At 59.4% G+C, this 24989-nt stretch carries 29 protein-coding genes; 9 read left to right on the top strand and 20 right to left on the bottom strand.

Annotated elements, in window-relative coordinates:
• Nucleotides 1-64: 64 nt before the first annotated feature.
• Nucleotides 65-1213, top strand: coding sequence for a hypothetical protein (locus C7477_RS04205; RefSeq protein WP_210206132.1), 1149 nt, complete (start codon nucleotides 65-67; stop codon nucleotides 1211-1213).
• Between the two features lie 9 nt (nucleotides 1214-1222).
• On the opposite strand, the gene C7477_RS04200 is transcribed toward C7477_RS04205, so the two are convergent.
• Entirely contained in the window at nucleotides 1223-2635 is a 1413-nt protein-coding gene (locus C7477_RS04200) for an aminotransferase-like domain-containing protein (RefSeq protein WP_110749294.1), read from the bottom strand.
• Between the two features lie 132 nt (nucleotides 2636-2767).
• On the opposite strand from C7477_RS04200, the gene C7477_RS04195 reads away from it, so the two are divergent.
• Nucleotides 2768-2989, top strand: coding sequence for a DUF1127 domain-containing protein (locus C7477_RS04195; RefSeq protein ID WP_245411709.1), 222 nt, complete (start codon nucleotides 2768-2770; stop codon nucleotides 2987-2989).
• 14 nt (nucleotides 2990-3003) lie between these two features.
• Here C7477_RS04195 and C7477_RS04190 read toward each other — a convergent pair whose 3' ends face one another.
• The 7 genes from C7477_RS04190 to purC all read right to left on the bottom strand — a co-directional run bounded on the left by C7477_RS04190 (nucleotide 3004) and on the right by purC (nucleotide 7830).
• Entirely contained in the window at nucleotides 3004-4932 is a 1929-nt protein-coding gene (locus C7477_RS04190) for an FG-GAP-like repeat-containing protein (protein WP_110749290.1), read from the bottom strand.
• A 162-nt stretch (nucleotides 4933-5094) separates the two neighbouring features.
• Entirely contained in the window at nucleotides 5095-5493 is a 399-nt protein-coding gene (locus tag C7477_RS04185; RefSeq protein ID WP_110749288.1) for a hypothetical protein, read from the bottom strand.
• A gap of 97 nt (nucleotides 5494-5590) precedes the next feature.
• The gene (purQ, locus tag C7477_RS04180; RefSeq protein ID WP_110749285.1) at nucleotides 5591-6259 is read right to left on the bottom strand and encodes a phosphoribosylformylglycinamidine synthase subunit PurQ; all 669 of its coding nucleotides are present in this window, start codon (nucleotides 6257-6259) and stop codon (nucleotides 5591-5593) included.
• Nucleotides 6256-6513 (bottom strand): hypothetical protein, encoded by a 258-nt coding sequence (locus C7477_RS04175; protein WP_110749283.1) that lies wholly within the window; start codon nucleotides 6511-6513, stop codon nucleotides 6256-6258. Before C7477_RS04175 ends, purQ begins: the two co-directional genes overlap by 4 nt.
• Nucleotides 6510-6713, bottom strand: coding sequence for a hypothetical protein (locus tag C7477_RS04170; RefSeq protein WP_110749281.1), 204 nt, complete (start codon nucleotides 6711-6713; stop codon nucleotides 6510-6512). Before C7477_RS04170 ends, C7477_RS04175 begins: the two co-directional genes overlap by 4 nt.
• A gap of 23 nt (nucleotides 6714-6736) precedes the next feature.
• Complete coding sequence (gene purS / locus C7477_RS04165) at nucleotides 6737-6979, bottom strand: phosphoribosylformylglycinamidine synthase subunit PurS (RefSeq protein ID WP_110749279.1); 243 nt, start codon at nucleotides 6977-6979, stop codon at nucleotides 6737-6739.
• An 86-nt stretch (nucleotides 6980-7065) separates the two neighbouring features.
• Nucleotides 7066-7830: a phosphoribosylaminoimidazolesuccinocarboxamide synthase gene (purC, locus tag C7477_RS04160; RefSeq protein ID WP_110749277.1), complete on the bottom strand. Its 765-nt coding sequence runs from the start codon at nucleotides 7828-7830 to the stop codon at nucleotides 7066-7068.
• Between the two features lie 239 nt (nucleotides 7831-8069).
• On the opposite strand from purC, the gene C7477_RS04155 reads away from it, so the two are divergent.
• Complete coding sequence (locus C7477_RS04155) at nucleotides 8070-8390, top strand: DUF1476 domain-containing protein (RefSeq protein WP_110749275.1); 321 nt, start codon at nucleotides 8070-8072, stop codon at nucleotides 8388-8390.
• A 127-nt stretch (nucleotides 8391-8517) separates the two neighbouring features.
• Here the strand turns inward: C7477_RS04155 and C7477_RS04150 are convergent, their stop codons facing one another.
• From C7477_RS04150 to C7477_RS04140, 3 genes are read right to left on the bottom strand one after another with little or no spacing between them, the layout of a single operon-like run.
• Nucleotides 8518-9066: an RBBP9/YdeN family alpha/beta hydrolase gene (locus C7477_RS04150; protein ID WP_110749273.1), complete on the bottom strand. Its 549-nt coding sequence runs from the start codon at nucleotides 9064-9066 to the stop codon at nucleotides 8518-8520.
• Nucleotides 9067-9075: 9 nt separating this feature from the next.
• On the bottom strand, nucleotides 9076-9573 hold the full coding sequence (locus C7477_RS04145) for a DUF2442 domain-containing protein (protein ID WP_110749271.1): 498 nt from the start codon (nucleotides 9571-9573) through the stop codon (nucleotides 9076-9078).
• Nucleotides 9548-9775, bottom strand: coding sequence for a DUF4160 domain-containing protein (locus tag C7477_RS04140; protein ID WP_110749405.1), 228 nt, complete (start codon nucleotides 9773-9775; stop codon nucleotides 9548-9550). Before C7477_RS04140 ends, C7477_RS04145 begins: the two co-directional genes overlap by 26 nt.
• 147 nt (nucleotides 9776-9922) lie before the next feature.
• Here C7477_RS04140 and C7477_RS04135 point away from each other — a divergent pair, with 147 nt between their 5' ends.
• Nucleotides 9923-10726: a VOC family protein gene (locus C7477_RS04135; RefSeq protein WP_245411708.1), complete on the top strand. Its 804-nt coding sequence runs from the start codon at nucleotides 9923-9925 to the stop codon at nucleotides 10724-10726.
• Nucleotides 10727-10803: 77 nt separating this feature from the next.
• Here the strand turns inward: C7477_RS04135 and purB are convergent, their stop codons facing one another.
• The 4 genes from purB to C7477_RS04115 all read right to left on the bottom strand — a co-directional run bounded on the left by purB (nucleotide 10804) and on the right by C7477_RS04115 (nucleotide 14950).
• Complete coding sequence (purB, locus tag C7477_RS04130; protein ID WP_110749266.1) at nucleotides 10804-12108, bottom strand: adenylosuccinate lyase; 1305 nt, start codon at nucleotides 12106-12108, stop codon at nucleotides 10804-10806.
• 199 nt (nucleotides 12109-12307) lie between these two features.
• Nucleotides 12308-12982 (bottom strand): ribulose-phosphate 3-epimerase, encoded by a 675-nt coding sequence (rpe, locus tag C7477_RS04125; protein WP_110749264.1) that lies wholly within the window; start codon nucleotides 12980-12982, stop codon nucleotides 12308-12310.
• A gap of 71 nt (nucleotides 12983-13053) precedes the next feature.
• Nucleotides 13054-13761: an SAM-dependent methyltransferase gene (locus tag C7477_RS04120; RefSeq protein WP_110749262.1), complete on the bottom strand. Its 708-nt coding sequence runs from the start codon at nucleotides 13759-13761 to the stop codon at nucleotides 13054-13056.
• A gap of 79 nt (nucleotides 13762-13840) precedes the next feature.
• Nucleotides 13841-14950 (bottom strand): ABC transporter substrate-binding protein, encoded by a 1110-nt coding sequence (locus C7477_RS04115; protein ID WP_110749260.1) that lies wholly within the window; start codon nucleotides 14948-14950, stop codon nucleotides 13841-13843.
• Nucleotides 14951-15215: 265 nt separating this feature from the next.
• On the opposite strand from C7477_RS04115, the gene C7477_RS04110 reads away from it, so the two are divergent.
• From C7477_RS04110 to C7477_RS04100, 3 genes are all read left to right on the top strand, one after another.
• On the top strand, nucleotides 15216-15701 hold the full coding sequence (locus C7477_RS04110; protein ID WP_245411718.1) for a flavin reductase family protein: 486 nt from the start codon (nucleotides 15216-15218) through the stop codon (nucleotides 15699-15701).
• On the top strand, nucleotides 15685-16617 hold the full coding sequence (locus C7477_RS04105) for an alpha/beta hydrolase (RefSeq protein ID WP_425373505.1): 933 nt from the start codon (nucleotides 15685-15687) through the stop codon (nucleotides 16615-16617). Before C7477_RS04110 ends, C7477_RS04105 begins: the two co-directional genes overlap by 17 nt.
• A 115-nt stretch (nucleotides 16618-16732) precedes the next feature.
• On the top strand, nucleotides 16733-17251 hold the full coding sequence (locus C7477_RS04100; protein WP_110749254.1) for a hypothetical protein: 519 nt from the start codon (nucleotides 16733-16735) through the stop codon (nucleotides 17249-17251).
• Between the two features lie 57 nt (nucleotides 17252-17308).
• On the opposite strand, the gene cobJ is transcribed toward C7477_RS04100, so the two are convergent.
• From cobJ to erpA, 5 genes are all read right to left on the bottom strand, one after another.
• Nucleotides 17309-18730 (bottom strand): precorrin-3B C(17)-methyltransferase, encoded by a 1422-nt coding sequence (cobJ, locus tag C7477_RS04095; RefSeq protein WP_245411707.1) that lies wholly within the window; start codon nucleotides 18728-18730, stop codon nucleotides 17309-17311.
• The gene (locus C7477_RS04090) at nucleotides 18730-19461 is read right to left on the bottom strand and encodes a precorrin-2 C(20)-methyltransferase (protein WP_110749251.1); all 732 of its coding nucleotides are present in this window, start codon (nucleotides 19459-19461) and stop codon (nucleotides 18730-18732) included. The genes cobJ and C7477_RS04090 overlap by 1 nt, the downstream gene beginning before the upstream one ends.
• Nucleotides 19461-20090, bottom strand: coding sequence for a precorrin-8X methylmutase (locus C7477_RS04085; RefSeq protein ID WP_110749249.1), 630 nt, complete (start codon nucleotides 20088-20090; stop codon nucleotides 19461-19463). The genes C7477_RS04090 and C7477_RS04085 overlap by 1 nt, the downstream gene beginning before the upstream one ends.
• Nucleotides 20080-21432 carry a precorrin-3B synthase gene (gene cobG / locus C7477_RS04080; RefSeq protein ID WP_281032516.1) on the bottom strand — a complete coding sequence of 451 codons (1353 nt, stop codon included), beginning with the start codon at nucleotides 21430-21432 and terminating at the stop codon, nucleotides 20080-20082. The genes C7477_RS04085 and cobG overlap by 11 nt, the downstream gene beginning before the upstream one ends.
• An 81-nt stretch (nucleotides 21433-21513) precedes the next feature.
• Nucleotides 21514-21837, bottom strand: coding sequence for an iron-sulfur cluster insertion protein ErpA (gene erpA / locus C7477_RS04075; protein WP_425373509.1), 324 nt, complete (start codon nucleotides 21835-21837; stop codon nucleotides 21514-21516).
• A gap of 114 nt (nucleotides 21838-21951) precedes the next feature.
• On the opposite strand from erpA, the gene C7477_RS04070 reads away from it, so the two are divergent.
• A complete protein-coding gene (locus tag C7477_RS04070) occupies nucleotides 21952-23175 on the top strand; it encodes a deoxyguanosinetriphosphate triphosphohydrolase (protein WP_110749247.1) in 1224 nt (407 codons plus the stop codon).
• A 30-nt stretch (nucleotides 23176-23205) separates the two neighbouring features.
• On the top strand, nucleotides 23206-24960 hold the full coding sequence (gene argS, locus C7477_RS04065) for an arginine--tRNA ligase (RefSeq protein ID WP_110749245.1): 1755 nt from the start codon (nucleotides 23206-23208) through the stop codon (nucleotides 24958-24960).
• Nucleotides 24961-24989 lie beyond the last annotated feature (29 nt).

Genomic DNA, 24989 nt, shown 5'->3' with positions numbered 1-24989 from the left:
TTAAACATTGGGGCAACTTTTCTCTGGGAATATCCGTTGTGGGACAAGGAAAGGATCATTTCCTATGAACTCACTACGGACCATTGCGCTCATCGCCGGGCTGACGCTGGCCGCAGCCCTTGGCGGAGCCGAGGCCGCGCCACGAGACCCTCAAGGCGCGCTCGGAGCGAATTTCAACGAGCATCTGGACATGCTGCGGTTCGACGAGCTGGAGCTTGGCCGGACGAAATGGGTGCGCGGCTTCTATCCGATGCCGCTGGCCGACAAGCAACCGCCCCAGGACAATCCCGGAATCCGCAACCTCCTGCAGGCGGAGGATCGAGGCTACGGGACAGTGCTCAACATGAAGTTCCCGTTTCAGAAGCGGGCCTTTCCCAAGCCGGGCACACCCGCCATGGCGCGGGAAATGCAGCGGGTGACGAAGCTGCTGGACGCAGTGATGGGCCGGGTGGATATTCTGGTCATCGGCAACGAGCCATTCATCGAGAGCCGCCCGGCGGACCGCAACGAGAATTTGAACGCGTTCTACGAATATATTGCCAAACAGGTAATTGCGTTCCGCAGGGACAAGTGCGGGGCCGACTGTTCGACCCAGCTCTATCTTGGTGCGCTGAACCGCTTGCAGAGCCCCAGGCATCAAACCCCGGCCACCGACCGCTGGGTCCGCTACGCGGCAAGCGAACCGGATATAAAAGGGGTGGATATCCATCCGCATGTGGCTTCGATCAAGGATTCCCAACCCTTCGTCGATTACGTGCTGCAACGGCTGCGGCCTGATCAGCGCTTCCTGGTCACCGAATTCTCGCTGGTGCACCATTGGAAGAAACATCTGACCGACGCTGCCCCCGCCGGTTTCCTTGCCAAGTATGACATGCCGCCCAATCTGGAGGTCTGGCAGGTGATCGGCGCTGCGATCAAATCCCCGTTTCCGCAGAAGAAGTGGAATGATTTCCTGGCTTCCAGCCGGTGGTACGAAAGCCGCAAAAACTATATCTGCAACCAGATGGCGCTGTTCCGCGCCACCAAGCGCCTGGCGGTCGCCACCCACGGTTATATACAGGGCCCGGAGGCGGCCAAAAACTGGAGCCCGGACAAGACGCCATGGCTGCTCAACAGCGTCTTCGCGACGCAGACCGTGCGCAATTGGCCTGACGGCACGCCCGGACGCGGCTATGCCTGGATCGACGATTTCCGCCGCTGCGCCAATCCTTGACGGGAAACCCTACTCCATCCCGTCAAAGCCAGCCCCGGCATTATCGAGAAGCTGGCGCAGGATCGTGAAGCCTCGGCGGACGTCTGCCTGCGATTCAAGCGCCGAGAAGCCCACGCGCACGCAATGGCAGACGCGGTCGGCCTGGCCGACCTTGAAGGCGTCGGCCTCAAGGATCGATACGCCCGCTTCAAGGGCGGCGTCCTTAAAGGTGCCGGGCAGCCAGGGATCGGGCAGGGTGAGCCATATATAGGGGCAGCGGGGATGACTCGCGAAGCTGTAGCCTGCGAACATTTCGCGGGCGATTGCCTCGCGCGCGCGTATTTCATCGAGGACGGACGCCTTGAGCCTTGCCGCTTCGCCGCTCAGGATAAGCCGTGCCGTCACTTCCGTCATCGCATAGGAAATGCCGCCGGTCATGAGCTTCTTGGCGTTGATGATCTGTCTGGCGAAGGCCGTGGGACCGGAAATCCAGCCCGTCCGCAACCCCGCGCAGAGCGTCTTTGAAACACCGGAAACATGGAAGGTCCGCTGCGGAGCGATTGCGGCGAAAGGCGGTGGCGCATCGTCCAGCGCGTTGCCGTAGGCTCCGTCTTCGATGATCCAGACATTGTAGGCTTGCGCGATTTCGGCGATCCGCCTGCGGCTTTCCTCGGGCATCACGGTGATCGTCGGATTGTTCATCGTCGGGATGACGACCAGCGCCTTCGGATGATCGCGGGCGCAGACGCGTTCGAAATCGTCCGGGTCCAGCCCCTCGTCGCCGCCGCGTACCTTGACTGCGCGCCGCCCGATGAGCGCCGCGCCTCGCGCCAGCGCGCTGTAAGTCAGATCCTCGAAGGCGATCTTGTCGCCCGGCGCGGTCATGGCCGCGATGACATTTTCAACGCCGCTCAATGCGCCGGTTACCGGCACGATCGTATCGAGGGCAGGGCGCCAGCCCCCGGTGGCGAGCCATGCCGCGCCCGCCTCGCGCCAATCATTGGAAATGGTACGGGTATAATCCTGGGCGAGATGCGGCTGCTCGGCAAAAATTCGCGCCAGCAGCGGCCCGATGACCGCCGACTGGCCGATATCGGGCGCGGCGGTCGAATCCATGCGCATTGCGCCGGCAACCGCCGGAGGAAGATCGATCCGCGCATCCTGAAAATGCGCCGCGCCAGCCAAGGGGCTTGGCTCTTCCCGCGCCAGCACATAGGTGCCCCGGCCCACCTCGCCGGCGATGAGACCGCGCTCGGCGGCGAGCGCATAGGCACGGGTAATTGTCCCTATTGTCACCTTCAGGTCATAGGCCAAATCCCGCTGCGGCGGCAGGCGTGCGCCGGCCGGCAGGACGCCGGCATCGATATCCCTGTCCATCGCATCGGCGATAACAATATATTTCGGCCCTTTGAGGCCTGTGAGATCAGGGGTCCAATTTGTCATGGTGACAATGTTTAGCTTGAAAACAAATTTGCGTCAATCAATGGTGACAATTGGGCGGTGGAGGTGAATTGGAGTTGAAAAATGGGTACAATAAGGACAATTGTCCCCCAGATAAGGGTGGAGTATCCATCCTTGGAGCCAAAACCGGATAATGTTGTCCAGGCAAAGCCGACTACGATCCGGCAATGGATCGCCTGGGTGCTGCATGGCTTTGCAGTCCAGCGTTCACGCCGGGCACTGCGAAACCTGACAGATGATGAACTCAAAGATATCGGGTTCAGGCCGGACGAGGCGGCGCGGGAAGCCGGACGCCCGATCTGGGATCGCAAGACCACGTACGATTGGTCGAGGTGAGGAGCAGCTCCCAGCTATTGGCTCGGACCGCTCCTCCCTGCCGTCAGCGGCTGGGTTGAGGAAATGCTGCCTGCATATTGGCGCGTTCCGTCATAACGCGCTTCCACTTCATGCGTACCGGTGCCCGGCACATAAACGTCGCCGGCTGACGCTTCGCCCTCGACAACCGCGCGGGTCAGCTGGACCGAACCTGTCCCGCCCCATGACCATATGATTATGCCGGTTACAAAATCGGATGCGCCGTCCCCATTATAGTCGGCCACCCACACGTACCCGCCGGCGCTTCCCACCGGAACGGTCTGCTGGTCAAACTGCCATGCGCTCGTGCCCAAGCCGATATCCGCCTGATTATTATTGGAAACGATGAAATCGCGCTGGTTATCTCCATTAAAGTCGCCGACCTTGACATGGTACGGAGTGATGGACAGGGGCAGCGGGTCGCCCACTTGTGAAAAACCGCCCCCGCCGTTGCCCTTGAGCAGGAAAAGCGCTTTCCCGGCCCCGGTGGCGACATCGAGCTTTCCATCATCATCGAAATCATCGCTGTGCAGACACCGGCCGATATATTCAGGCGACGGCTTTATCGTAGTGAATGGATTGAAGCCGCCAATGCCATTTCCGGGGTAGAAAAACAAAAGATCGGGAGGCTCGGAATTGGAAGCGCGACTTAAACTGCTAAAGCCAGCCAAAAGAAAATCCAGATTGCCGTCATTATTGAAATCATTCAAAACAACCTGGCAGCGGGATATCGGGTCTCTGTATGGTTGTGTATTAAAGGACGTAACTATCGATTGTCCTTCCGTGAAGGTACCGTTTCCGGATCCTGTAAATGTATAAAACTTTATGATGGTCTGATCTGTTTTATACGCTTGGAGACTGAGGAAAACGTCAAGAACTCCATCGTTATTCAAATCACCGCTATCGATGTGCCGGTAGGGAGAGGCCCCAAGATAATTCCCAGGCAGGTAGACTGTAATCTTGCTCTCAATGGGATTGGTGCCGAATGTGCCGTCGCCATTCCCTTTCCAGAGATACAGCAAGACTTCCACCGTATTGGCGCCGCCATAGTTCAGCTGCCAATTGATGTAATCCACATGACCGTCCGCATCGAAGTCTCCGATGACCATATTGGCATAGTCCGTGCTATCAGGCGCAGGCGTGGGAAAGGAACTATAAGAGAAATTACCTTGGCCATCGTTGATCAGGAAGTTGGCGGTACCCGTGGTGTCACTCCCGATCATGTCGCTTACAAGATCGGGAAAGCCGTCCTCCTTGATGTCGGCGACGATTCCGCTTTCGCTGGTAGGCCAGGACTGCGGCGCCGGGGCTGACGGAAAAGTCAGGCTTGCGGTGCTTCCCAGCACATCCGCGCTTTTCAACTCGGCATCGCCGTTGCTGGCATCCAGAAATGATACCGATCCGCCGATGAATGCCTGTGTGCCAAAGCCGGTTACGTGCGCTGTCAGCGTGTAATCGCCTACGGTTCCAGATGGCTTATCGAGGGTTGTGATCGTCTTGTGGCCCCCAACGGTGACGGATATCGTTGGCGACGTAGCCGAACCATAGGCCGGATTGCCGTTAGGCATGGGCAGCAGCTCGGCCTTGTATTGATGTTTCATGGCTGGTGGCGGACGCAGGCGGAAGGTGGCGGTGCCTTGGGCCGGGCCGCTGGCGACCACCGGCATCTCGCCGAACTTGCGGAACCCTTCACACGTCTTGGCGATGGGGGAGGCTTCGCACAACCGCACGATGCCGCGCGGCAGCTTGCTGCCGTCGGAGGTTACCGTGGCGGTGAATATGACGACATCGCCGGCATTCGCTGTCGTCTTGTCGGCCTGCAGCGTCACCGTGGGTATCGTCTGGGCAACCGCGCCTCCGCAAAGGAGCCACAGGACAACGAGGGCGGCGGAAAATCGATTCAGGCCAGAGAAAATCGCGGGCATGGCAATTCCTCAATAAACGGCTTCGTCAAATAGCTTTCGGTCAAAATGCAGGCGGATAAGCTCCACCTGCCAATCGTTTATCACGTTTCGTATTTAATATCTACTAATAGTTGTAATTATTGTTGCTAATCGAGGTATTCGGATTGTGTCAGGTTGATGCGGTCAGCCGTTGCAACCGTTGTTGCCCGCCGACCAGCGACGGATATCCGAGGCGATCCGGCTGCCGTTCGATTGCTGCATCAGCGGTCCGAAGGTTTCGACCTTGGCTGGGCGCCCTTCCGCCTGGACGACGAGAACCGGGCGGTCTCCCGGATTTTTCGCAGGCACGACCAGAATCCTCGGGCGCCCCGAGAACGAGTTCAGCTCAGGCGCCAGCCTATAGGGACGGAATGCCGCGTCTTTTGATTTGAACCAGCATGAATTGGCGGCGAGCGCCACGCGCTCCATGGTGCCGAGCGCGCTGTTGTCACGCGGCAAGGTAGCCACGGGGCTTGGCTTTTTCTCCGATTGACAGGCTGCAAGCGGGACAAGCACCGCAATCGCGAGAAACGCTCTTTTCATGCATTGGACTCCGGGAGGCGAGGGGAAAAACAACGAACCGGCAGAATAGCCTTCCGCCGGTTATTTATTCGTGTGCAAGCTCAACGCAGAAAGGCGCTCAAGCGGCGAGCCCGAGCAGTCCGGAGAACAGGGCGCGCCCGTCGATGCCGCCATGGGCGGACTCGATCAGGTTTTCGGGGTGCGGCATCATGCCCAGCACATTGCCGCGCTCGCTGACGATGCCGGCGATATCGTTGATCGAGCCGTTCGGATTGGTGCGTTCGGCATAGCGGAAGGCTATCTGGCCTTCGCCCTCGATGCGCTTCAGCGTTTCCGCGTCGGCAAAGAAATTGCCGTCATGATGCGCGACGGGGCAGCGGATGATTTCGCCTGGGGCATAGCCGCGCGTGAATGCAGTGTTGGCATTGCTGACTTCGAGCTTCACTTCACGGCAGACGAATTTGAGCGAGGCATTGCGCATCAGCGCGCCGGGCAGGAGACCCGCCTCAAGCAGGATCTGGAAGCCGTTGCAGACGCCCATGACCATGACGCCCTTTTCCGCCTTCTCGCGGATCGCCTGCATGACCGGCATCCGGGCGGCGATGGCGCCGCAACGCAGATAATCGCCATAGGAGAAACCGCCGGGAATGACGATGAGATCGACATCGGGGATTTCCGTGTCGGTCTGCCAGACGGTCTGCGGCGCCTTGCCGGAAATCTTGGTGAGCGCCGCGATCATGTCGCGATCACGATTAAGGCCGGGGAGGAGGACGACTGCTGATTTCATGGGTGCGGTTCAAACCTTGCTTGTGCTTCCGCCAATTCATGAAGATCGAGACGGTTCTCGATCCGGTCGAGACGGGTTTCGATATGGGCCATGCTGGCTCGGACGCCGTTCACATCGCCCTGCATCGTATGAATCTGGTTGCGGATCGCCACATTATCGCTCCGCAACTCGCTAATTGCGTGATCAAGCTTGTCAAAGCGCTGATGCATCCGGCGCAGAAGTTCATGCAGAAGATCTTGTGATACTTCGCTCATATCGACGGCCCCGAAAAAGAATATCCCTTGGCTGACAACGCTTTCTTCGTCTTCTCTATGCGTTCTCGTCCTTCTGCCAATTCCCTATTGGTATCTTTCAGAAGAACGACACACTCACGCATGGCAATCTTTAGTTCCTGCACCTGGCGATCGATCACGAGAATTTCTCTCAAAAGACATTCGCGATCGATTCCGGCCATGCACCTTCTCCAAGCTCCAGCCCTTAAGCTATCTCCACACTATAATCCTCAATCACAGTGTTGGCGAGGAGCTTGTCGCACATCGCCTTGACGCGGGCTTCGGCGTCGTTCTTGTCCTTCGTGTCGATCTCGACGTCAAAGACCTTGCCCTGACGCACGGAATTGACGCCTTCGAACCCGAGGCTGTCGAGCGCGCCGACGATGGCCTTGCCCTGCGGGTCGAGAACGCCGTTTTTCAATGTAACGGTGACGCGTGCCTTGATCACTGTCTTAATCCTGGAATCTTGCATTGATTTGGGGATTGCCGGCCCCGAATGCAAATTCGCTTCGGGGCACCGGCTTATTTTTGGCTCTACTTAACCAGTACCGGGCCGGCGGGGCGGGGCGGTTCATTCTCGTTCATGATGCCGAGACGGCGCGCCACTTCCTGATAGGCCTCGACGAGGCCGCCCATGTCGCGGCGGAAGCGGTCCTTGTCCAGCTTGTCGTTGGTCTGGATGTCCCACAGGCGCGCGGAGTCGGGCGAAATCTCGTCGGCGACGACGATGCGCATCATGTCGCCTTCCCAGAGGCGTCCGCACTCGATCTTGAAATCGACGAGCTGGATGCCGACGCCGAGGAACAGGCCGGAGAGGAAATCATTGACACGGATGGCGAGCGCCATGATGTCGTCGATCTCCTGCGGGCTCGCCCAGCCGAAGGCGGTGATATGCTCTTCGGAGACCATGGGGTCGTCGAGCGCATCGGCCTTGTAATAGAATTCGATGATCGAGCGCGGCAGGACCGTGCCTTCTTCGAGGCCGAGACGCTTGGCGAGCGAGCCGGCGGCGATATTGCGCACGACGACTTCGAGCGGGATGATCTCGACTTCCTTGATCAGCTGCTCGCGCATGTTCAGGCGGCGGATGAAGTGGGTGGGGATGCCCATCCGGTTCAACTGCGTGAAGATGTGCTCGGAAATGCGGTTGTTGAGCACGCCTTTCCCATCGACCACTTCATGCTTCTTTTTATTGAAGGCGGTGGCGTCATCCTTGAAGAACTGGATCAAGGTTCCGGGCTCGGGCCCCTCATAAAGGATCTTGGCCTTGCCCTCGTAAATACGGCGGCGACGATTCATGGATTTTCCCAGATGTCTGACCTATCGGAGCGGCCTTGCCGGCCGCAGTGTTCGCGCGCTACCTATAGCAATCGGGCCGCTTTCACAATCATGCTTTACGCCGCTCCTTAACGTTTTCGTTCCCGATCCGCCGGAATCGGGCCAACGGGCATTCTCCGATTGATCTTGCGCGCCTCTTTTGATTTAGACAAGGCTCACGCGGATTCTAGAACGAAAACACCAGCGCTTGGAGTTAGACGATGACCGGTATGGACGATCGCAAGGATGCCTTCGAAAAGAAATTCGCCCACGATGCGGAGCTGAAATTCAAGGCGGAGGCGCGTCGCAACAAGCTTCTGGGGCTTTGGGCGGCGGAAAAGCTGGGCAAGAGCGGCGAAGAGGCGGAGGCCTATGCCAAGACGGTCGTCGCGGCCGATTTCGAGGAAGCGGGCGATGAGGATGTATTCCGCAAGGTCCGCGCCGATTTCGACGCGGCCGGCGTGAACGAGTCCGACGACGAAATTCGCCGCGCCATGCAGGAACTGCTTGTGGAGGCGGTCCGCCAGATTCAGGAAAATTGAAAATCGGTGAGCAGTGAGGCGGTGAGCAGTGAGCAAGATAGAAAATATCTCTTTTCCTCTACCTGACTACTTATAACTTTTACTGCTTACTGCTTACTGCTTACTGCTTACTGCTCACTGCTCACTATTAAAGCTTCGACAGAAACTGCGCAAAAACCATCGAGCCTTCCGGCCAGGGACCATGGCCGGATTCGCTGTTGATGTGGCCGGCTTCGCCCGCATCGATCAGGAATGAGCCCCAGGCACCGGCGATCTCGTCGGCCACTTCATAGCGGCAGAAGGGGTCGTTGCGGCTGGCAACTGTGATCGAAGGGAAGGGCAACGGATCGCGCGGGTAAGGGCCGAATGTCATCAAATGGCGTGGCCTGATCGCGGGATCGGCGACATCGGGAGGCGCGACGAAGAAGGCGCCCTTCACCTTGTCCTTTATCTCAGGCAGCGCGTGGACCGCTGCGGCGACGCCCAGCGAATGGGCGACGAGGACAACGGGCTTCGTCGCTTCATTGGCCGCCTTGACGACCTCCGCCACCCAGTCCTCGCGCACCGGCTTGGTCCATTCCGCCTGCTCGACCCGCCGCGCGGTCGAAAGCTTCGCCTGCCACCGGCTCTGCCAATGGTCCGGGCCGGAATTGGTGTAGCCGGGAATGATGAGGATATCGGTATCCTGAACTTTCATCTTATCTCTTTAGCTGAAGCGCGATTTTTTCCGGTAGTACTCTACCAAATAGCGGGTTGCAAAGCCGATATGGCGCGGAATTGGTTTGGCTTTTCGATAGTCGGCAACCAGACGACGGGAAATATCCAGCATGGAGGCCATGCCATCCAGCGTCATCCGCATTTCGTCCATTGCATTACGAAAATCTTCATTGCTGAAATCCACGGGTGGGAGCGCATCAAGCCCCATCGCAGAGAAATCAAGATCGTCGCTCCACTCGATCGCGTTTCGGTAATCCGCTATTTTGAACGAGCGGAACAATTCATCATTGTCCCGCAATGGAATGAAGTAGCGTCGGCTTCCCAAAGCGGGCGCGAGATCAATGGTCTTGGTATGCCCATCATCGAAAGTAACCTGGATTTTGCGGCCGTCCAAAGGAATCGCTTCCCTGATCCGGGGAAGCGGGGCGCCAACGGAGATGATTTCATTCTCATCGTAGTCTTCAGGAATTGAGACGGTTCCATTCATCTTCCAAAACCTTTCTATTAAGACGAGCCCACGCAAGAGCCTTATGTAAAGCGCGACGGTCTACTTGACCCGCAAGGCGCTGAAAATCCGCGATGCGGAACACCGCTTCCGAGTCCGGCGTCACCACGTGAAAGTGGGGAGGGTTATGATCATCTGGAAAAACCTGAATTTTTACATTCCCGATTTCAACGATTGTCGGCATCCCCACTTCCCCCACTCAAGATTTATAGTGCACAGCGCGCACTTTTTCAAGCAGCACTTCGCAATCCGTGAACAGCTTGTTCGCCGAAACGTGGCTTGCCCCAAAGCGGTACAACGGCGATCTATGCCGGAACGATTGGAGGCAAAGATGAGCGATATACCTTTTGCAGCGACAACGCCGGTCCGGGTGGCAAAGATCGGGCTTAAGGCCAGGGATGCCGAAAGCCTCGCTGCCTATTATCAGGATATCGTCGGTCTGAAAGAGATGGCGCGGCGGGGCAGCGCCATCGTTCTTGGGGCAGGGGAACGAGAACTCATTGAGATCGAGCAGTTTTCCGCCGCCAAGGCTGACGATCCGCGCAGCGCCGGGCTCTATCACACAGCGTTTCTTTTGCCGTCGCGCGGCGATCTGGCGCGGTGGGCGCGGCAGGCGATCGACCGGCACATATCCATTGCCGGCGCATCCGATCATCTGGTCAGCGAGGCGATCTACCTGACCGATCCGGAAGGCAATGGCGTCGAGATTTATGCCGACCGGCCGCAGACAAGCTGGCAATGGGACGGTGAGACGATCGCCATGGCCACCGAGGCGCTCGATGTTGGCGCCCTTCTACGCGATCTGGGCGGACGGATGTGGCAAGGCGCGCCTGACAACACCGTCATCGGCCATGTGCATTTGCGCGTCGGCGATGCGGCTGAAGCGGAAGGTTGGTGGCATCGGGAGCTTGGTTTCGATACCATGCAGACCTATGGCGACAGGGCGGTGTTTCTTTCATCCGGCGGATACCATCACCACATCGCCGTCAATTCCTGGCAAAGCCCCCGCGCCGGCAAGCGCGACAAGGACCGCGCAGGGTTGGCATGGGTGGAACTGGAGGATATGCGAGGCGGCAAGGGACGCAGTCTGGAAGACCCTTGGGGAAATGTGATCGTAGTGAGCGGTGAACAGTGAGGCAGTGAGCAGTGGACGGAAGAATGGTTCGTGATGTAACTTTCGCTCACCGCTCACCGCTCACCGCTCACCGCTCACTATTTCCCAAATACCCGCCGGAAGATCGTATCGACATGCTTGGTGTGATAACCAAGATCGAACTTCTCGCGGAGCTGTTGTTCCGACAGCGCGGCGCGGACATCCTGATCGGCGAGCAGCTCCTCAAGGAAATCCTTGCCCTGTTCCCACACCTTCATGGCGTTGCGCTGGACGAGCCGATAGGCGTCCTCACGGCTGACGCCCGCCTGGGTGAGCGCGAGCAGGACGCGCTGTGAGTGGATCAAGCCACGGAACTTGTTCATGTTGGCGAGCATGTTCTCTGGATAGATCACCAGATTCTCGATCACGCCGGCGAGACGGTTGAGTGCGAAATCGAGGGTGATGGTGGTATCCGGCCCGATGGCGCGCTCGACGCTCGAATGCGAGATGTCGCGCTCGTGCCATAGCGCCACATTTTCCATGGCGGGCGTCACGGACATGCGCACCAGACGGGCGAGGCCGGTCAGGTTTTCGGTCAGGACCGGGTTGCGCTTGTGCGGCATGGCCGACGAGCCTTTCTGTCCCGGCGAAAAGAATTCTTCCGCCTCCAGCACCTCGGTGCGCTGCATGTGGCGGATTTCGATGGCGACGTTCTCGATGGACGAGGCGATGACGCCGAGCGTGGCGAAGAACATGGCGTGGCGGTCGCGCGGGATCACCTGCGTGGAAACCGGCTCCGGCTCGAGGCCCAGCTTGGCGCAGACATATTCCTCGACGCGCGGATCGATATTGGCGAAGGTGCCGACCGCGCCCGATATGGCGCCGGTGGCAATCTCCGCCCGCGCGGCGACGAGGCGGGCGTGACCCCGCGACATCTCGGCATAGAAGCGCGCGAAGGTGAGGCCCATCGTCGTCGGCTCGGCATGAATGCCGTGGCTGCGACCGATGCGCACCGTGTCCTTGTGCTCGAAGGCGCGCTTCTTCAGCGCTGCCAGCACCCGGTCCATGTCTGCGAGGAGGATATCGGCGGCGCGTACGAGCTGGATGTTGAAGGTCGTGTCGAGCACGTCCGACGAGGTCATGCCCTGATGGACGAAGCGCGCATCCGGGCCAACGAATTCAGCCAGATGCGTCAGGAAGGCGATGACGTCATGCTTGGTCTCGCGCTCGATCTCATCGATGCGGGCGATATCGAACGTCGCATTGCCGCCCTTTTCCCAGATCGTCTTCGCCGCCTGCCGGGGGATGACGCCAAGCGCGGCGAGCGCATCGCAGGCATGGGCCTCGATCTCGAACCAGATGCGGAACTTCGTTTCGGGAGACCAGATGGCGACCATTTCCGGCCGCGAATAGCGCGGGATCATATGTTCATCCTGTTGAAGGTTGTTGGCCGCGGTCTATAGAGATGTTGCGATTTTCGCAATTAGAATTGCGAAAATCGCAATTGCCCCTCATCCGCCTGCCGGCACCTTCTCCCCGTGAAGAACGGGGAATCGGGCGAAGCGGCAACGTCTATGCCCCCCTCGCCCCGCTTGCGGGGAGAGGGTAAGGGTGAGGGGCAAACTATCTCTTCCCCAGTGCCGCCGTGCGGATGGCGTCGATATTGGCCTTGTAGCTCTCGACCGAGCCGCCCTTGTAGATCGCTGAGCCTGCGACAAGCGCGTTGGCGCCAGCTTTGTAGACGTCGCCCGCCGTTTCGGCGGTAATGCCGCCATCCACCTCGATATCGATCGGACGATCGCCCACCATCGCCTTGATACGGCGGATCTTTTCCAGCATGGCGGGGATGAATTTCTGGCCACCGAAGCCCGGGTTGACGGTCATGACGAGGATCAGGTCGATATCGTCAAGCACATATTCGAGCATTTCCTCTGGTGTTGCCGGGTTGAGCGCGACGCCGGCCTTCTTGCCCAGCGCGCGGATCGTCTGCAGCGAGCGGTGCAGATGCGGGCCTGCTTCGGCATGAATGGTGATAATATCGGAGCCGGCCTTGGCGAAGGCTTCGAGATAGGGGTCGCAGGGGGCAATCATCAGATGCGTGTCGAAAACGGCATCCGTGAGTGGTCTTATCGCTTTCACCACATCCGGGCCGAAGGTGATGTTCGGCACGAAATGCCCGTCCATGACATCGATATGAATCCAGTCCGCGCCGGCTTTCAGCACGTCGGTGACTTCCTGGCCGAGCTTTGCGAAATCGGAAGCGAGGATTGAGGGCGAAATGATGAGGGGGCGAGGCATGGAAGCTCCGAATAATTGTTGTTTTAGCGCATGATCTTATCCAAAAAGCCTACATCTTTTTGGCATCATGCTCATCGTTTTATCGCGATGATGGATTTGTTGAGACCCATGAATTTCTCATGGGTGATCTCGGCTCCACTGAATAACTGCCGCACCTGGCGCGTCGAAATGATGCTGTGGTGTTTGATGATGTCGCGCGCTTTTTCGTAAGACTCGATGCGCGGGAAGAACCCCATGGCGACGCGCTGGATAAGCGCGATGCGCGCGCTTTCCGGCAAAAATTGAAAGCCCAAGGTGCGGAAGTGCGGCTCGTAGGGAAACCAGTAGTTCGGCGTCTGCATATAATAGCGTTTGCCGAGGCGCTTGGTGTTGTTGGCGAATTGGGTCATGTGGCTCCAGTCGCCGACATGCTCGATCACTGAATTGGAATGGACCAGATCGAATTGCTCGCCGGGGAAAAGATCGGGGCTCGCGGCATCGCCGGCAAGCGAGGTAAAGAGGGCGGTGTCCCCCACCGGTTTCACTTCCTGCGCCAGATTGACCAGCGTGATTTTCAGGCGGCCCCTGTGCTGGTTGATGAAATCCTCACCGATCAGCCAGTAGCCTTCAGTGCCGCCAAGGTCGAGAATATGGGCTTCGCCGCGCTCTTCCAGCGCATCCTCGATCAGCTCGCGGACTTTGGCGAAGCGGCGCGCGCGAAATTTGAATTCGAGGCTCGTGGGGTCCGTATAGGGATTCCTGGCCTGAATTTTCTCGACCGTTTGCTTGTCGGTGGACATTTCGCATTTCTCCCAAATTGCCCGCTATGGCCCGTATAAATATATAAGGCGGTTTTAAGTGGAAATGTTGGCGGGAGGGTTAATTGGGCAGGTTCTCGGGCACGAAGCGTGTGCCGTCATAGCGAAACAGCCGGTAGGGATTGTCGCCGCGATAGCCGCTTGCGTCAAAGCGTATTGGGCCGAGCGCGGTGTTGAACATCCTGCCGCGCAACATGGCGGCGACAGGCTGTTCTTGGGGTTCTGCCGCCGCCACCAGGGCCTCCATGGCAATTTGAAGCGCCGCATAGCCCGGCACGGCATAGCCCTCAGCCTCTCTGCCTGCCGCATGAAAGGCGGCAAGCGCGCCCGCCGCTTCAGGCAATGTTTCTGCCTCCGGCATGGCGATCATCAATGTGCCGGGGACAAGATCGATGGTGCCCGGCACAGCCCGCAATGCCTCGTCGCCGATGACCGTCACAGGATGGCCGATTGCGGCAGTGGCGCCGGCAATCGCTGCCGCGTCGTCGCGCTCGCCGCCGATGAAGGCCTGGCTTGCGCCGGCGCGCTTGAGCAGCGCCGCCAGCGCGGCCTGATTTTCCAGGCCCGGTCGAAACGTCTCCACAAGAACCGGTTTCAGGCCCTTCGCCTCCAACCCCAAGCGCACATGATGGGCGAGTTCGCGGCCACGGATCGTCCCGTCATCCAGAATGGCGAATGGCTTGTCTCGCCATAGGCGGCCAAGGATATCGCCGATGCTGGCGGCTTGCCGCTCACTCGACAAAGCGAGCCGGAATATGGGGAAGGGGGATTTGGCTCGTCGCTCGGTGAGGTTACGTTCACGAATGGCTGGCGTCACCACTGGAATATTCTTTTCCGCAAGCTGCGGCAGGGCTGCCTCGAGCGCTTCGGTGCAGAGAAAGCCTGCAACGATCTGTACCTTGGCTTCGATGAAGGTCCTTGCCGCCGCAGAGCCCCCCTCCGCCGTGCATTTATCGTCGATTATGATGGGTGTGACCGTTTGGCCCGTGGGCGCGGCGCTTGTCGCCGCGATATGCGCGCCATCGGCCAATTGCTGCCCCAGCAACGCGAATGGCCCGGAAAGCGGCGTCGCGACGCCGATGCGCATGTCGGCCCGGGCATCGCAAATGGCTGCCGGAACAGACAGGGCAACGCCCAGCAATATCGTGCGCGGACGCAGAGAATGCTTCATGCAGTTATATTAGTCCCCAAATATCTCTATTTAAGCATGATCCCGAACCGAAGGTCAGCGTCAGCAAAAAGTTGCAGACTTTTCGGATAAGATCATGCGTTCCACCTCATCCAAGCGGGTAGCGGTTTCCGCGCGGTCATGCAATGGCGCATGTACAAACGCGCGTAAACCCTTATGTTTGGGTGATCCATGCCCCATACTGATGCCCCATACTGATGAAAGTGAAATCGTGCTCAACGTGAAGGAAGATACGCTGAAGACGCCCATGATCGATCCGCAATCCTATCGCGACGCCATGAGCCATTTTGCCGGTGCGGTGCATGTGGCGACGACGGATGGCCCGGCGGGCAGACGTGGGGTGACGATTTCGGCCACCTGCTCGGTTTCGGACAATCCGGCGACGGTGCTGATCTGCCTCTTGCGTGAGCATGAACAGAACGGGTTTTTCGTGGAGAACGGCGTCTTTGCCATTAATACGCTGGCAGCGAAACACAGGCCGCTTTCGGAAGCATTTTCCGGACGGCTGCCGCTTTCGCAGGACGAACGCTTTGCGCTGGGTGAATGGGAAACGCTTGAAAGCGGCTCTCCGGTTTTGAAAGACGCGCTCGCCGTTTTCGATTGCCGCATCGTCAGCCAGCAGGATCACGCGACGCACCATGTGCTGTTTGGCGAGGTGCTCGATCTCAGGATAGGGGACCAGGACCAGGCGCTGGTCTATCTCAACCGCCGCTACCATGCGCTGGATTTGTGATTCTGTTTCGGAGAGAAGCGTGAAGCGCGGTTTGCGGATATTTCTGGCAGCCCTGTGCCTAATGATCCTCCCTGCCACGGCACAGGCGCAACTTGCCCCATACAAGGACGATTATTTCGCCTATCCGGGCATTCTGCAAACGGCTGATAATGGCGATTATCTCGTCGTCGATTATTCCGAGATGCGCGATATCAACGGACGCGATGCGACGCCGGAGCGCCGCGTCAAGGATGCCTATGTCTCGCTTAAAGTCCGGCGCACGCAGGAAGAGTTGACCGTTACGACACCGGCGGGGCCGGTGAAAACGCTTGCCGTGGGCAATGTCAAAGGCGATGCCTCAATCGTCGTCGTCTATCTCCACGGGCAGGGCGGAAACCGCCTGCAGGGCATGAACGACTATACATTCGGTGGAAATTTCAACCGGCTGAAGAATTTGATGGCGCGTAACGGCGGCCTTTATCTCTCGCCGGATTTCAGTGATTTCACCGATAAAGGCGAGGCGGAAATTGCCGGATTGATCGCCTATGCGAAATCATTATCGCCGAACGCCCCAGTCATCGTCGCCTGCGGCTCGGCCGGCGGCGCGCTGTGCTGGCGACTTGCCGGCGATCCGGCGGTTGCGCAACAGCTTTCCGGCCTCATTCTTCTCGGCTCGCTGTGGAGCGAAGATTTCCTGTCCTCGGCCGCCTTCAAACGACGAATTCCGGTGTACTTCGGTCATGGCAGCCGGGATCCAGTTTTCGCGGTGGAAAAGCAGGAGGCGTTCTACCGCGCCATCCGCAAGGCCGCCCCCGGGTATCCTGTCCGTTTCCATCGGTTCGAGACAGGCAATCATGGTACGCCGATACGGATGACCGACTGGCGCGGGGTGCTTAACTGGATGCTCGCCGCGCATGCGGGAACAGGCGTGAAATAGTTTGTGGAGCGAGTGGAAATTCTCGCTCGCTGTGACCATAACGCCACTCGACAATCGGGTAAAAGCGAATAGTTTCCGGCCTTAGATCCATCCAATATTCCATGAGGTTCAAGCCATGCGTGCTTACGTCCGGACCGGGACACATATTCTTCTGCTAACCATGCTGGCGCCGCTTGCGGCTTGTTCGACCGTTTCGCAGAAGCCGGTGCCTGTCACGGTCGGTCCTGCTGCCAAGGCGACTGCCGCCAAGACAGTTGCGGCCAAGCCGGCAGCGCCTGCCAAAACGTTCAATCCGTTGCCCAGCATCCTGCCGACGTTTTCGCGCGGCGATGTCGATCCGGCGCTTGCCCGCGCCTGCGTCACGGCGGCGGCGGACAAATATTTCATGCCGGAAAGCGCCATTTCGGCGCTCGATACCCGTTCGGCTGGCGGCGGCAATACGGCGGTGGTGCTGAAGGTCGATCTGCGCGATGCGCTCTGCACGGTCAACGCCAACGGCTCGGTGCGCTCGGTTATCGATACCTCGCCCAAGAGCGCCGACCAGATCGCCGCCGAAGAAGCGGCGGCAGCCAAGCGCAATGCACCGCCGGCGGTAAAGCCGGTTGCGAAGAAAAAGAAGAAAAAAAGCAGCTAAACGATTGTTTTGTAATTAGTTCTCTAGAGGCGGAGCCAAAAGCTCTGCCTTTTCGATTCAGGACGATGGGCGGCCTTCGCCATACCAGCGGGGTGTATAGACCCATTCGCCGCCACCGGATTTGCTGAAGCGTTGCGTCGTTGATGAGCCGATGATGACAACGGTGCGCATGTCGACCTGATCCGGTGTCAGTTCACCGAGGCTCGTAACCGAAACCTTTTCGCCGGGCCTGCCGACATCGCGGCCAAGCACGACAGGCGTTTGCGGCTCGCGGTGCTGGCGAACAATGTCGAGCGCTTGTGCGAGCTGCCAGGGGCGGGCTTTCGAGATTGGGTTGTAGAAGGCCATGGCTAAATCGGCGCGCGCCGCATGGTCCAGCCGCTGCTCGATAACCGTCCAGGGTTTCAAATTGTCGGAAAGCGACAGGATGCAGAAATCATGGCCGAGCGGCGCGCCGATGCGGGCCGCCGCCGCCATGGCGGCTGAAATGCCGGGAAGGATGGTGAGTTCAACCTTATGCCATGCCGGATCGTCGGACTCATGCAGCGCTTCCAGAACCGCCGCCGCCATGGCGAAGATGCCGGGATCGCCCGATGAGACCATCGCCACGGAACGCCCGGTTGCCGCCAATGCGAAGGCATGGCGCGCGCGCTGCATTTCCTCGCGATTATCGGTCATGTGTTGTATCTGATCCGGACGGAAGGGACCGGCCATGCGCACATAGGTTTCGTAGCCCAGAATATCTTCCGCGTGTTGCAGTTCTTGGGCGACGGCAGGGGCCATCAGCGCCGGGTCGCCCGGACCTAGGCCCACAACGGCAAGCCGCCCGCGCCTAGCTCCCCGGGCCGGAGTCAAATAAAGAAGCTCATCGGCTTCCGGCTCACGATGTTCCGATGTGATGGTGATAGTCAGCCGGGCGTCGGGGTCCAATGGCAATCGTGCGTTGGAAATCCATGGTGCGTCGCCGGCTAGCTTCACCTTTTCACCTGCCAGAAGATCGGAGATGAATTTCTTGCCGGCTTCCGGATTGAGAAGTGTATAGCCCACCGGCGGATGCAGCAGGTTCACGCCGAAGCGCAACTCGCCCGTCGTGGTGATGGCGGGGGCGACATTAAATGCCGCAGCAATGCGCCGCGCCAGATCGTTCGCTCCGCCCAAGGTTCCCAGCAGCGGCACCACGGCGCTGCCATCCTCCGCGACGACGAGCACAGGCGGTTCAGCCCGCTTGTTTTCAAGCGATCGCGCCAGCGCCCGGATGACGATGCCGGCGGCGCAGATGGCGATGATCGGTCGCCCGGCTTCGTAGAGCTCGCGCAGCGTGCCGCCGAAATCGGAGAAGGGGATATCGGCCCGTTTTACACGGGTGTCGAGGCCATAAATATCCCCGTCGCCCAGCGTGAGAAGGATATGCCGGGCTGTTTCGAGGCTGTTTTCCCCCAATATCACAATGGCAGGACGGCCCATTTCTTCCCCGCGCATCAGCCGTTCCATTTCTGTCCAGGGACGAGGATCAGCGAGAAATAGGGTGACTTGTCCGGTTCCACTTGCACCAGCGGCAGGATGCGCTCATTCGTCATCGTGGCGCGTTCGACATAGAGCGCTCGCTCCATCAGGCCGAGTTCTTCCAGAACGCCGCGCACTTTAGCCAAATTCTGGCCGAGCTTCATGATGACAGCCGCTTCCGTATCAGCGAGGCGGCGTTTCAGTTCCTGCGCTTCCAGAACACCGGAAATAACGGTGAGTGTCTGGTTGCGATAGGCGACAGGCGCGCCCAAGACGGCGGCGGCGCCGAGAAACGAGCAGACGCCGGGCACCACTTCGGTCTCGTAAACATGCGCCAGCCGGTCGTGGATATACATGAAGGAGCCGTAGAACAGCGGATCGCCCTCCGCGATGACAGCGACATCGCGGCCCGCGTCCAGATGGGCGGCGAGGGCATCTGATATTTCAGCATAGAAATCGCTGATGATCGCTTCGTAATTCATGTGGGAGGGCAGCTTTTCCGTCGTCACGGGATAGACGAGCGGCAATAGGATTTGGTCCGGCGACAGATATTCCTCGACGATGGAGAGCGCGTTGCCCTTCTTGCCCTTGGCGGCATGGTAGGCGACAACAGGCGCGGCCTTGAGGCGCTTCAGAGCCTTCACGGTGATGAGTTCAGGGTCGCCGGGGCCAACGCCCAGGCCGAAAAGCCGCCCTCGCTTCACCATTATTCGCGCTCCGTGGCAAGCGCATTGACCGCCGCCGCCGCCATTGCGCTGCCGCCGCGCCGCCCTCGGACGATGACGAAGGGAACGCCACGGCTATCCTCCGCCAGCGCATCCTTCGATTCCGCCGCGCCGACGAAACCGACGGGGAAGCCGAGGATCAGCGCCGGTTTCGGCGCGCCCTCATCGAGCATTTCGATGAGGCGGAACAGAGCGGTCGGCGCATTGCCGATGGCCACCACGCTGCCCGCCAGATATGGGCGCCACAGCTCGAGCGCTGCGGCGGAACGGGTATTGCCCATCTCCTTCGCCAGTTGCGGCACGGATGGGTTGGAAAGCGTGCAGATGACGTCGTTGTTCGCGGGCAGGCGAGAGCGGGTGACGCCCTCTGCCACCATGCGGGCATCGCAAAGGATGGGTGCGCCGGCGGCGAGCGCTTTGCGCCCGGCATCGCCCGCGCCTTGCGAAAAGACGAGATCGCCGACCACATCCACCATCCCGCTGGCATGGGCGACGCGCACCGCGAGCTTTTCCAGATCCGCCGGGATTCGGGAAAGGTCGGCTTCGGCGCGGATGATGGAGAAGGAACGGTCGTAAATTTTCTGGCCGTCTTTGATGTAGTCAAGCGACATTGGGCTTTTCCTGCAAGGAGCGCGCGTCATTCAGCAGGCGCGCCGCTTCCTCGATAGTGATGTTGGCCGCCAATAGCTGCCCGAAGCGCGACGGTCCAGTGTTGTTTTTGGACAAAAAGAGGTCGTAACGCTCAGCCGCGACCGCAACGAGCGTGGCGGGAGCCGGACCGATGGAGGCGCAGGATTTTGGACAGCCGGTCAAGTGCACCGGCATCGCTTCGCCGGTTTTCAGCAAGCGGGAGAGTTTTTCGCCATCGCCCTGCGTGTCGGCCAACGCCGAGGCGCAACCATTCGAGCCGGAGCAGGCGATCATCGAGGCGAGGGGGACGGCGGGGTCGGTGGCCAAGCCGATGGCGCGCATGCGCTCCAGGATATCGGCGGCACGGCTGGCGGGGATGTCAGGCAGGAGCACGCTTTGCCAGGGTGTCAGACGGATTTCGTCGGTATTGGTGTCGACGGCAATGTCGGCAAACGCCCGCAGTGTTTCGGGATCAAGCCGTCCGAGCGGTGCGGCGGCTCCCGCGTAGACCAATCCCTCCTGCAGCCGGGGATGAATGCCTAGATGGGCGAATGCGCGAGGAGCGGGGCGCTGCCAGTAGAAAGCGTCTGTTATGGGAAAGGTGAGGTGAGAGCGCAGTCGATCGAGGATATCCGATGCGGGCATTTCGGCAACGAGGTGCTTCATGCGGACGATGCCGGGCCGTTCCGCGCCTATTTCCAGAAAGAGACCGAGAATGGCAGTTAGGAGCGCTTGGGCGTCTTCAGCCGCAACCATGCCGAGGGCAGGCGCCGGCGGACACGACGCAAGACCGAAGACGCAGCGCTCGCCATCCTCCGTTGCCGCGAGCCAGATATCGCTCGTATGGTTGGTGACCGCGCAAGCCTCGCCGCCGTCGATGAGGATCGAGAATTTTGGCGATAGCGCGTAATAGGCCGGCGTCGTCTGCAGGGTTTCGAGAAGGCTTTCGGCAAGGGGAAGGGTATCGAAAGCGAGATTCGTATCGATTCCGGCGGTGGGACTTACCATCACGTTGCGGATATCGTCGCCTTCGGGAACGAGGGGGCCGAGACCGGCTTGGGTCAGTGCCAGAATCACATCATCCGCATCGTCTTCCCTGATGCCGCGCAATTGCAGATTGGCGCGGTTGGTGATCTCGATAATACCGTTGCCGTATCTCTCCGCGACATCGGCGACCGCGCGCGCTTGAATCGCCGAAAGCCGCCCGCACGAGAGTTTTACGCGGCAGATGCGGCCATCCGCCGCCTCGGTCATGCGGAACAGGCCGGGGCAGGCGGACCGCCTTTCTACCTTGTCTCCGCTGATCGGCGCGAGTTTTCGCAAATTATCGAGTTCTCCGGCGTGCGGGATTTAAAGGCAGATTCGCTTCTTCGCTTCGCCAAGCAGATTATTCCACAATCCGGCTTAGATCGAGAAGCTTGTGCCGCAACCGCAGGAGGCGACGGCGTGGGGATTTCTGATCTGGAAGGACTGCCCCATCAGATCATCGATGAAATCGATCTCCGAGCCGTCCATATAAGGCAAGGAGACGGTATCGATGAGTACGCGCGCGCCGTTTTTCTCGATGACGATGTCATCATCGGCCTGTGCATCAACCAGATCGTATTTATAGGAAAAGCCAGAGCAGCCGCCGCCTTCCACCGAAACGCGCAGCGCGGTCTTGCCCGGTTCCGCTTTGAGGATCGCGGCAATGCGTCTTGCGGCGTTGTCGGATACGGAAATGCTCATCGTTTCGCTCATGATCGGGTCCACGGCTATGAAGTAGCTTATCGAATAGCTATGAACTGGCATATATGAAGTCAATGCCGCTGACAGGCTGATGTTATCATATTACGGTGATTCATGACATTTCGGAATATCGGTTTCGGCTATCGGGAGAGGGCGGCCTATGCCTGCGATCCGGCAAAAAGCCGGGGGCGGCTTTTCCTTGAGGGTGAAAGCCCGACGCGCACACCTTTCCAGCGCGACCGCGACCGCATCATCCATTCCACCGCCTTTCGCCGGCTGAAACACAAGACGCAGGTCTTCATCGCGCATGAAGACGATCATTTCCGTACGCGGCTGACGCATACGATCGAGGTTGCACAGATCGCCCGCGCTCTGGCCCGTGCCTTGAGGCTGGACGAGGATCTGGCGGAGGCGATCGCGCTGGTGCACGATTTCGGGCACACGCCGTTCGGCCATACCGGCGAGGATGCGCTCAATGACAAGATGCGGGAATTCGGCGGTTTCGATCACAACGCCCAGTCTTTGCGCATCGTCACCGGGCTGGAGCGGCGGTATGCCGAGTTTGACGGCCTCAATCTCAGTTGGGAAACGCTGGAGGGGCTTGTCAAGCATAATGGCCCTTTAATAAGAGTCGGGGGCCCTTTGATTGGAGCCGGGACGAATGAGGAAAACGTGCCGCAGTCGATCCTGGATTATTGCGCCCGGCATGATCTGGAGCTTTCGAGCTTCGCCAGCCTGGAGGCGCAATGCGCGGCAATTGCCGATGATATCGCCTATGATGCGCATGATATCGATGATGGCCTGCGTTCGGGCTTGCTGACACTCGATATCCTCGATGATGTGCCGCTGGCGAAGACGTTGCTCGGTTCTGTGCGGGACCGCTATCCAGCGCTCGATGCAGCGCGAACCGGCCATGAGCTGGTGCGCCGGCAGATCACCATCATGGTGGAAGATGTCATCGGCCAATCGCAGGCCAATATCGCGGCGCTCGCTCCCGCGTCAGTGGAGGATGTGCACGGAGCAAAATCAGCCCTGGTCGCGTTTTCGCCCGCGATGGCGCAGGCGGAGAAGGAACTGAAGCGGTTTCTCTATAAAAACCTTTATTTTCATGAGAAGGTCATCGCCGCCAGACGGTCGGCGAACCATATCGTGCGCGACCTTTTCGATGTATATTTGAACGATCCGGGAAACATGCCGGACGAATGGCATGTGGGCCTTGAATCGTGCGAATTGCCTGTGCAGGCGCGCCGCGTCGCCGATTTCCTCGCTGGAATGACTGACAATTACGCCATACGCGAGCACAAGCGCCTGTTTGACCATACACCCGAATTGAACTAGAGCGAGCCCAAACTCAATCCGAGGCCGACCATGAACATCTTCGCAGATTTCGACGCACGCATCAAAAAGACGCTCCAAAAGCTTGATCTGAAAGCAAAAGATGGCGGCGATCTTGATTTGTCGCGCGTCGCGGTAGAGCCGCCGCGCGATGCTTCCCATGGCGATGTGGCGACGAATGCGGCCATGGTGCTTGCCAAGGCCATTGGCGAGGCGCCGCGCGAGCTGGCGACACGTATGGCCGAGGCGCTTGCCGCGGACGAGGATGTGGCCTGCGTCGAGGTCGCCGGGCCGGGCTTCATCAATTTGCGGCTAAAGGACGGCTATTGGCAGCGGCAGCTTGCGGACATGATCGAGGCTGCCACCGATTATGGCCGCTCCAGCGTCGGCGCGGGTCGCAAGGTGAATTTGGAATATGTTTCGGCCAATCCGACCGGGCCGATGCATGTCGGCCATTGCCGCGGCGCGGTGGTGGGCGATGCGCTGGCCAATCTGATGGCATTCGCCGGATATGACGTTATCAGGGAATATTACATCAACGATGCCGGCGCGCAGATCGACGTGCTGGCGCGCTCGGTGATGTTGCGCTACCGCCAGGCGCTGGGCGAGGAAATCGGCGAAATTCCATCGGGGCTCTATCCCGGCGATTATCTCGTTCCCGTGGGCGAGGCGCTGGCGAGGGAATATGGCAGGCAATTGCTTGAGATGCCCGAAGAAGAAATGCTCGGCATCGTCAAGGCCCGCACGATCGATGCCATGATGGCGATGATACGGGCCGATCTCGATGCGCTCAACGTGCGGCACGATGTGTTCTTCTCCGAGCGTTCACTGCATGCCGGCAATGCCCGGCTGATCCGCTCCGCGATCAACGACCTGACACTCAAGGGGCACGTCTACAAGGGCAAGCTGCCGCCGCCGAAGGGGCAGTTGCCTGACGAGTGGGAGGACCGGGAGCAAACCTTGTTCCGCTCCACCGATGTGGGTGATGACATGGACCGTCCGTTGGTGAAATCGGACGGAGCGTTCACCTATTTTGCCGCCGATGTCGCCTATTTCAAGGACAAGCACGACCGTGGCTTCAACGAAATGATCTATGTGCTGGGCGCGGATCATGGCGGCTACGTCAAGCGGATGGAGGGGCTGGCGCGCGCCGTTTCTGGTGGCGAAGCGAAACTGACGGTGATCCTGTGCCAGCTCGTGCGGCTTTTTCGCGCGGGCGAGCCTGTCAAGATGTCGAAGCGATCGGGTGAGTTCGTGACGCTGCGTGAGGTGGTGGATGAGGTCGGGCGTGATCCCGTGCGCTTCATGATGCTTTACCGCAAGAATGACGCGCCGCTTGATTTCGATTTCGCCAAGGTGACGGAGCACTCCAAGGACAATCCGGTGTTCTATGTGCAATACGCCTCGGCGCGCTGTCATTCGGTGTTCCGGCAGGCGAAGGAGGCTGGTTTCGAGAAGCTGGACCGAGAGACGCTGGGCCGGCATCTGGAAAAACTGTCAGATGAGAGCGAAATCGCGCTCGTTCGCAAGCTTGCGGAATACCCCCGGCTGATCGAGGCGGCGGCGCAGCATCAGGAACCGCACAGGCTTGCTTTTTACCTCTACGATCTGGCCAGCGCCTTCCATGGGCAGTGGAACAAGGGAACGGAAAATCCGGACTTACGATTTATTAAGGTTAACGATCCAGACTTGTCACTTGCCAGGCTAGGGCTGGTGCAGGTCGTTTCCGATGTCCTGGCGTCCGGATTGTCGATCATCGGCGCGGACGCTCCGACGGAAATGCGCTAAAGTCTTTTTGTGACGCATGAATCTTTCAG

Origin of the sequence: Paramesorhizobium leguminum, from assembly GCF_003217235.1 — a bacterium.
Lineage (GTDB): Bacteria > Pseudomonadota > Alphaproteobacteria > Rhizobiales > Rhizobiaceae > Paramesorhizobium > Paramesorhizobium leguminum.
Note: the sequence above shows the minus strand (reverse complement) of the source record. Positions and strands in the feature narration are given on the sequence as shown.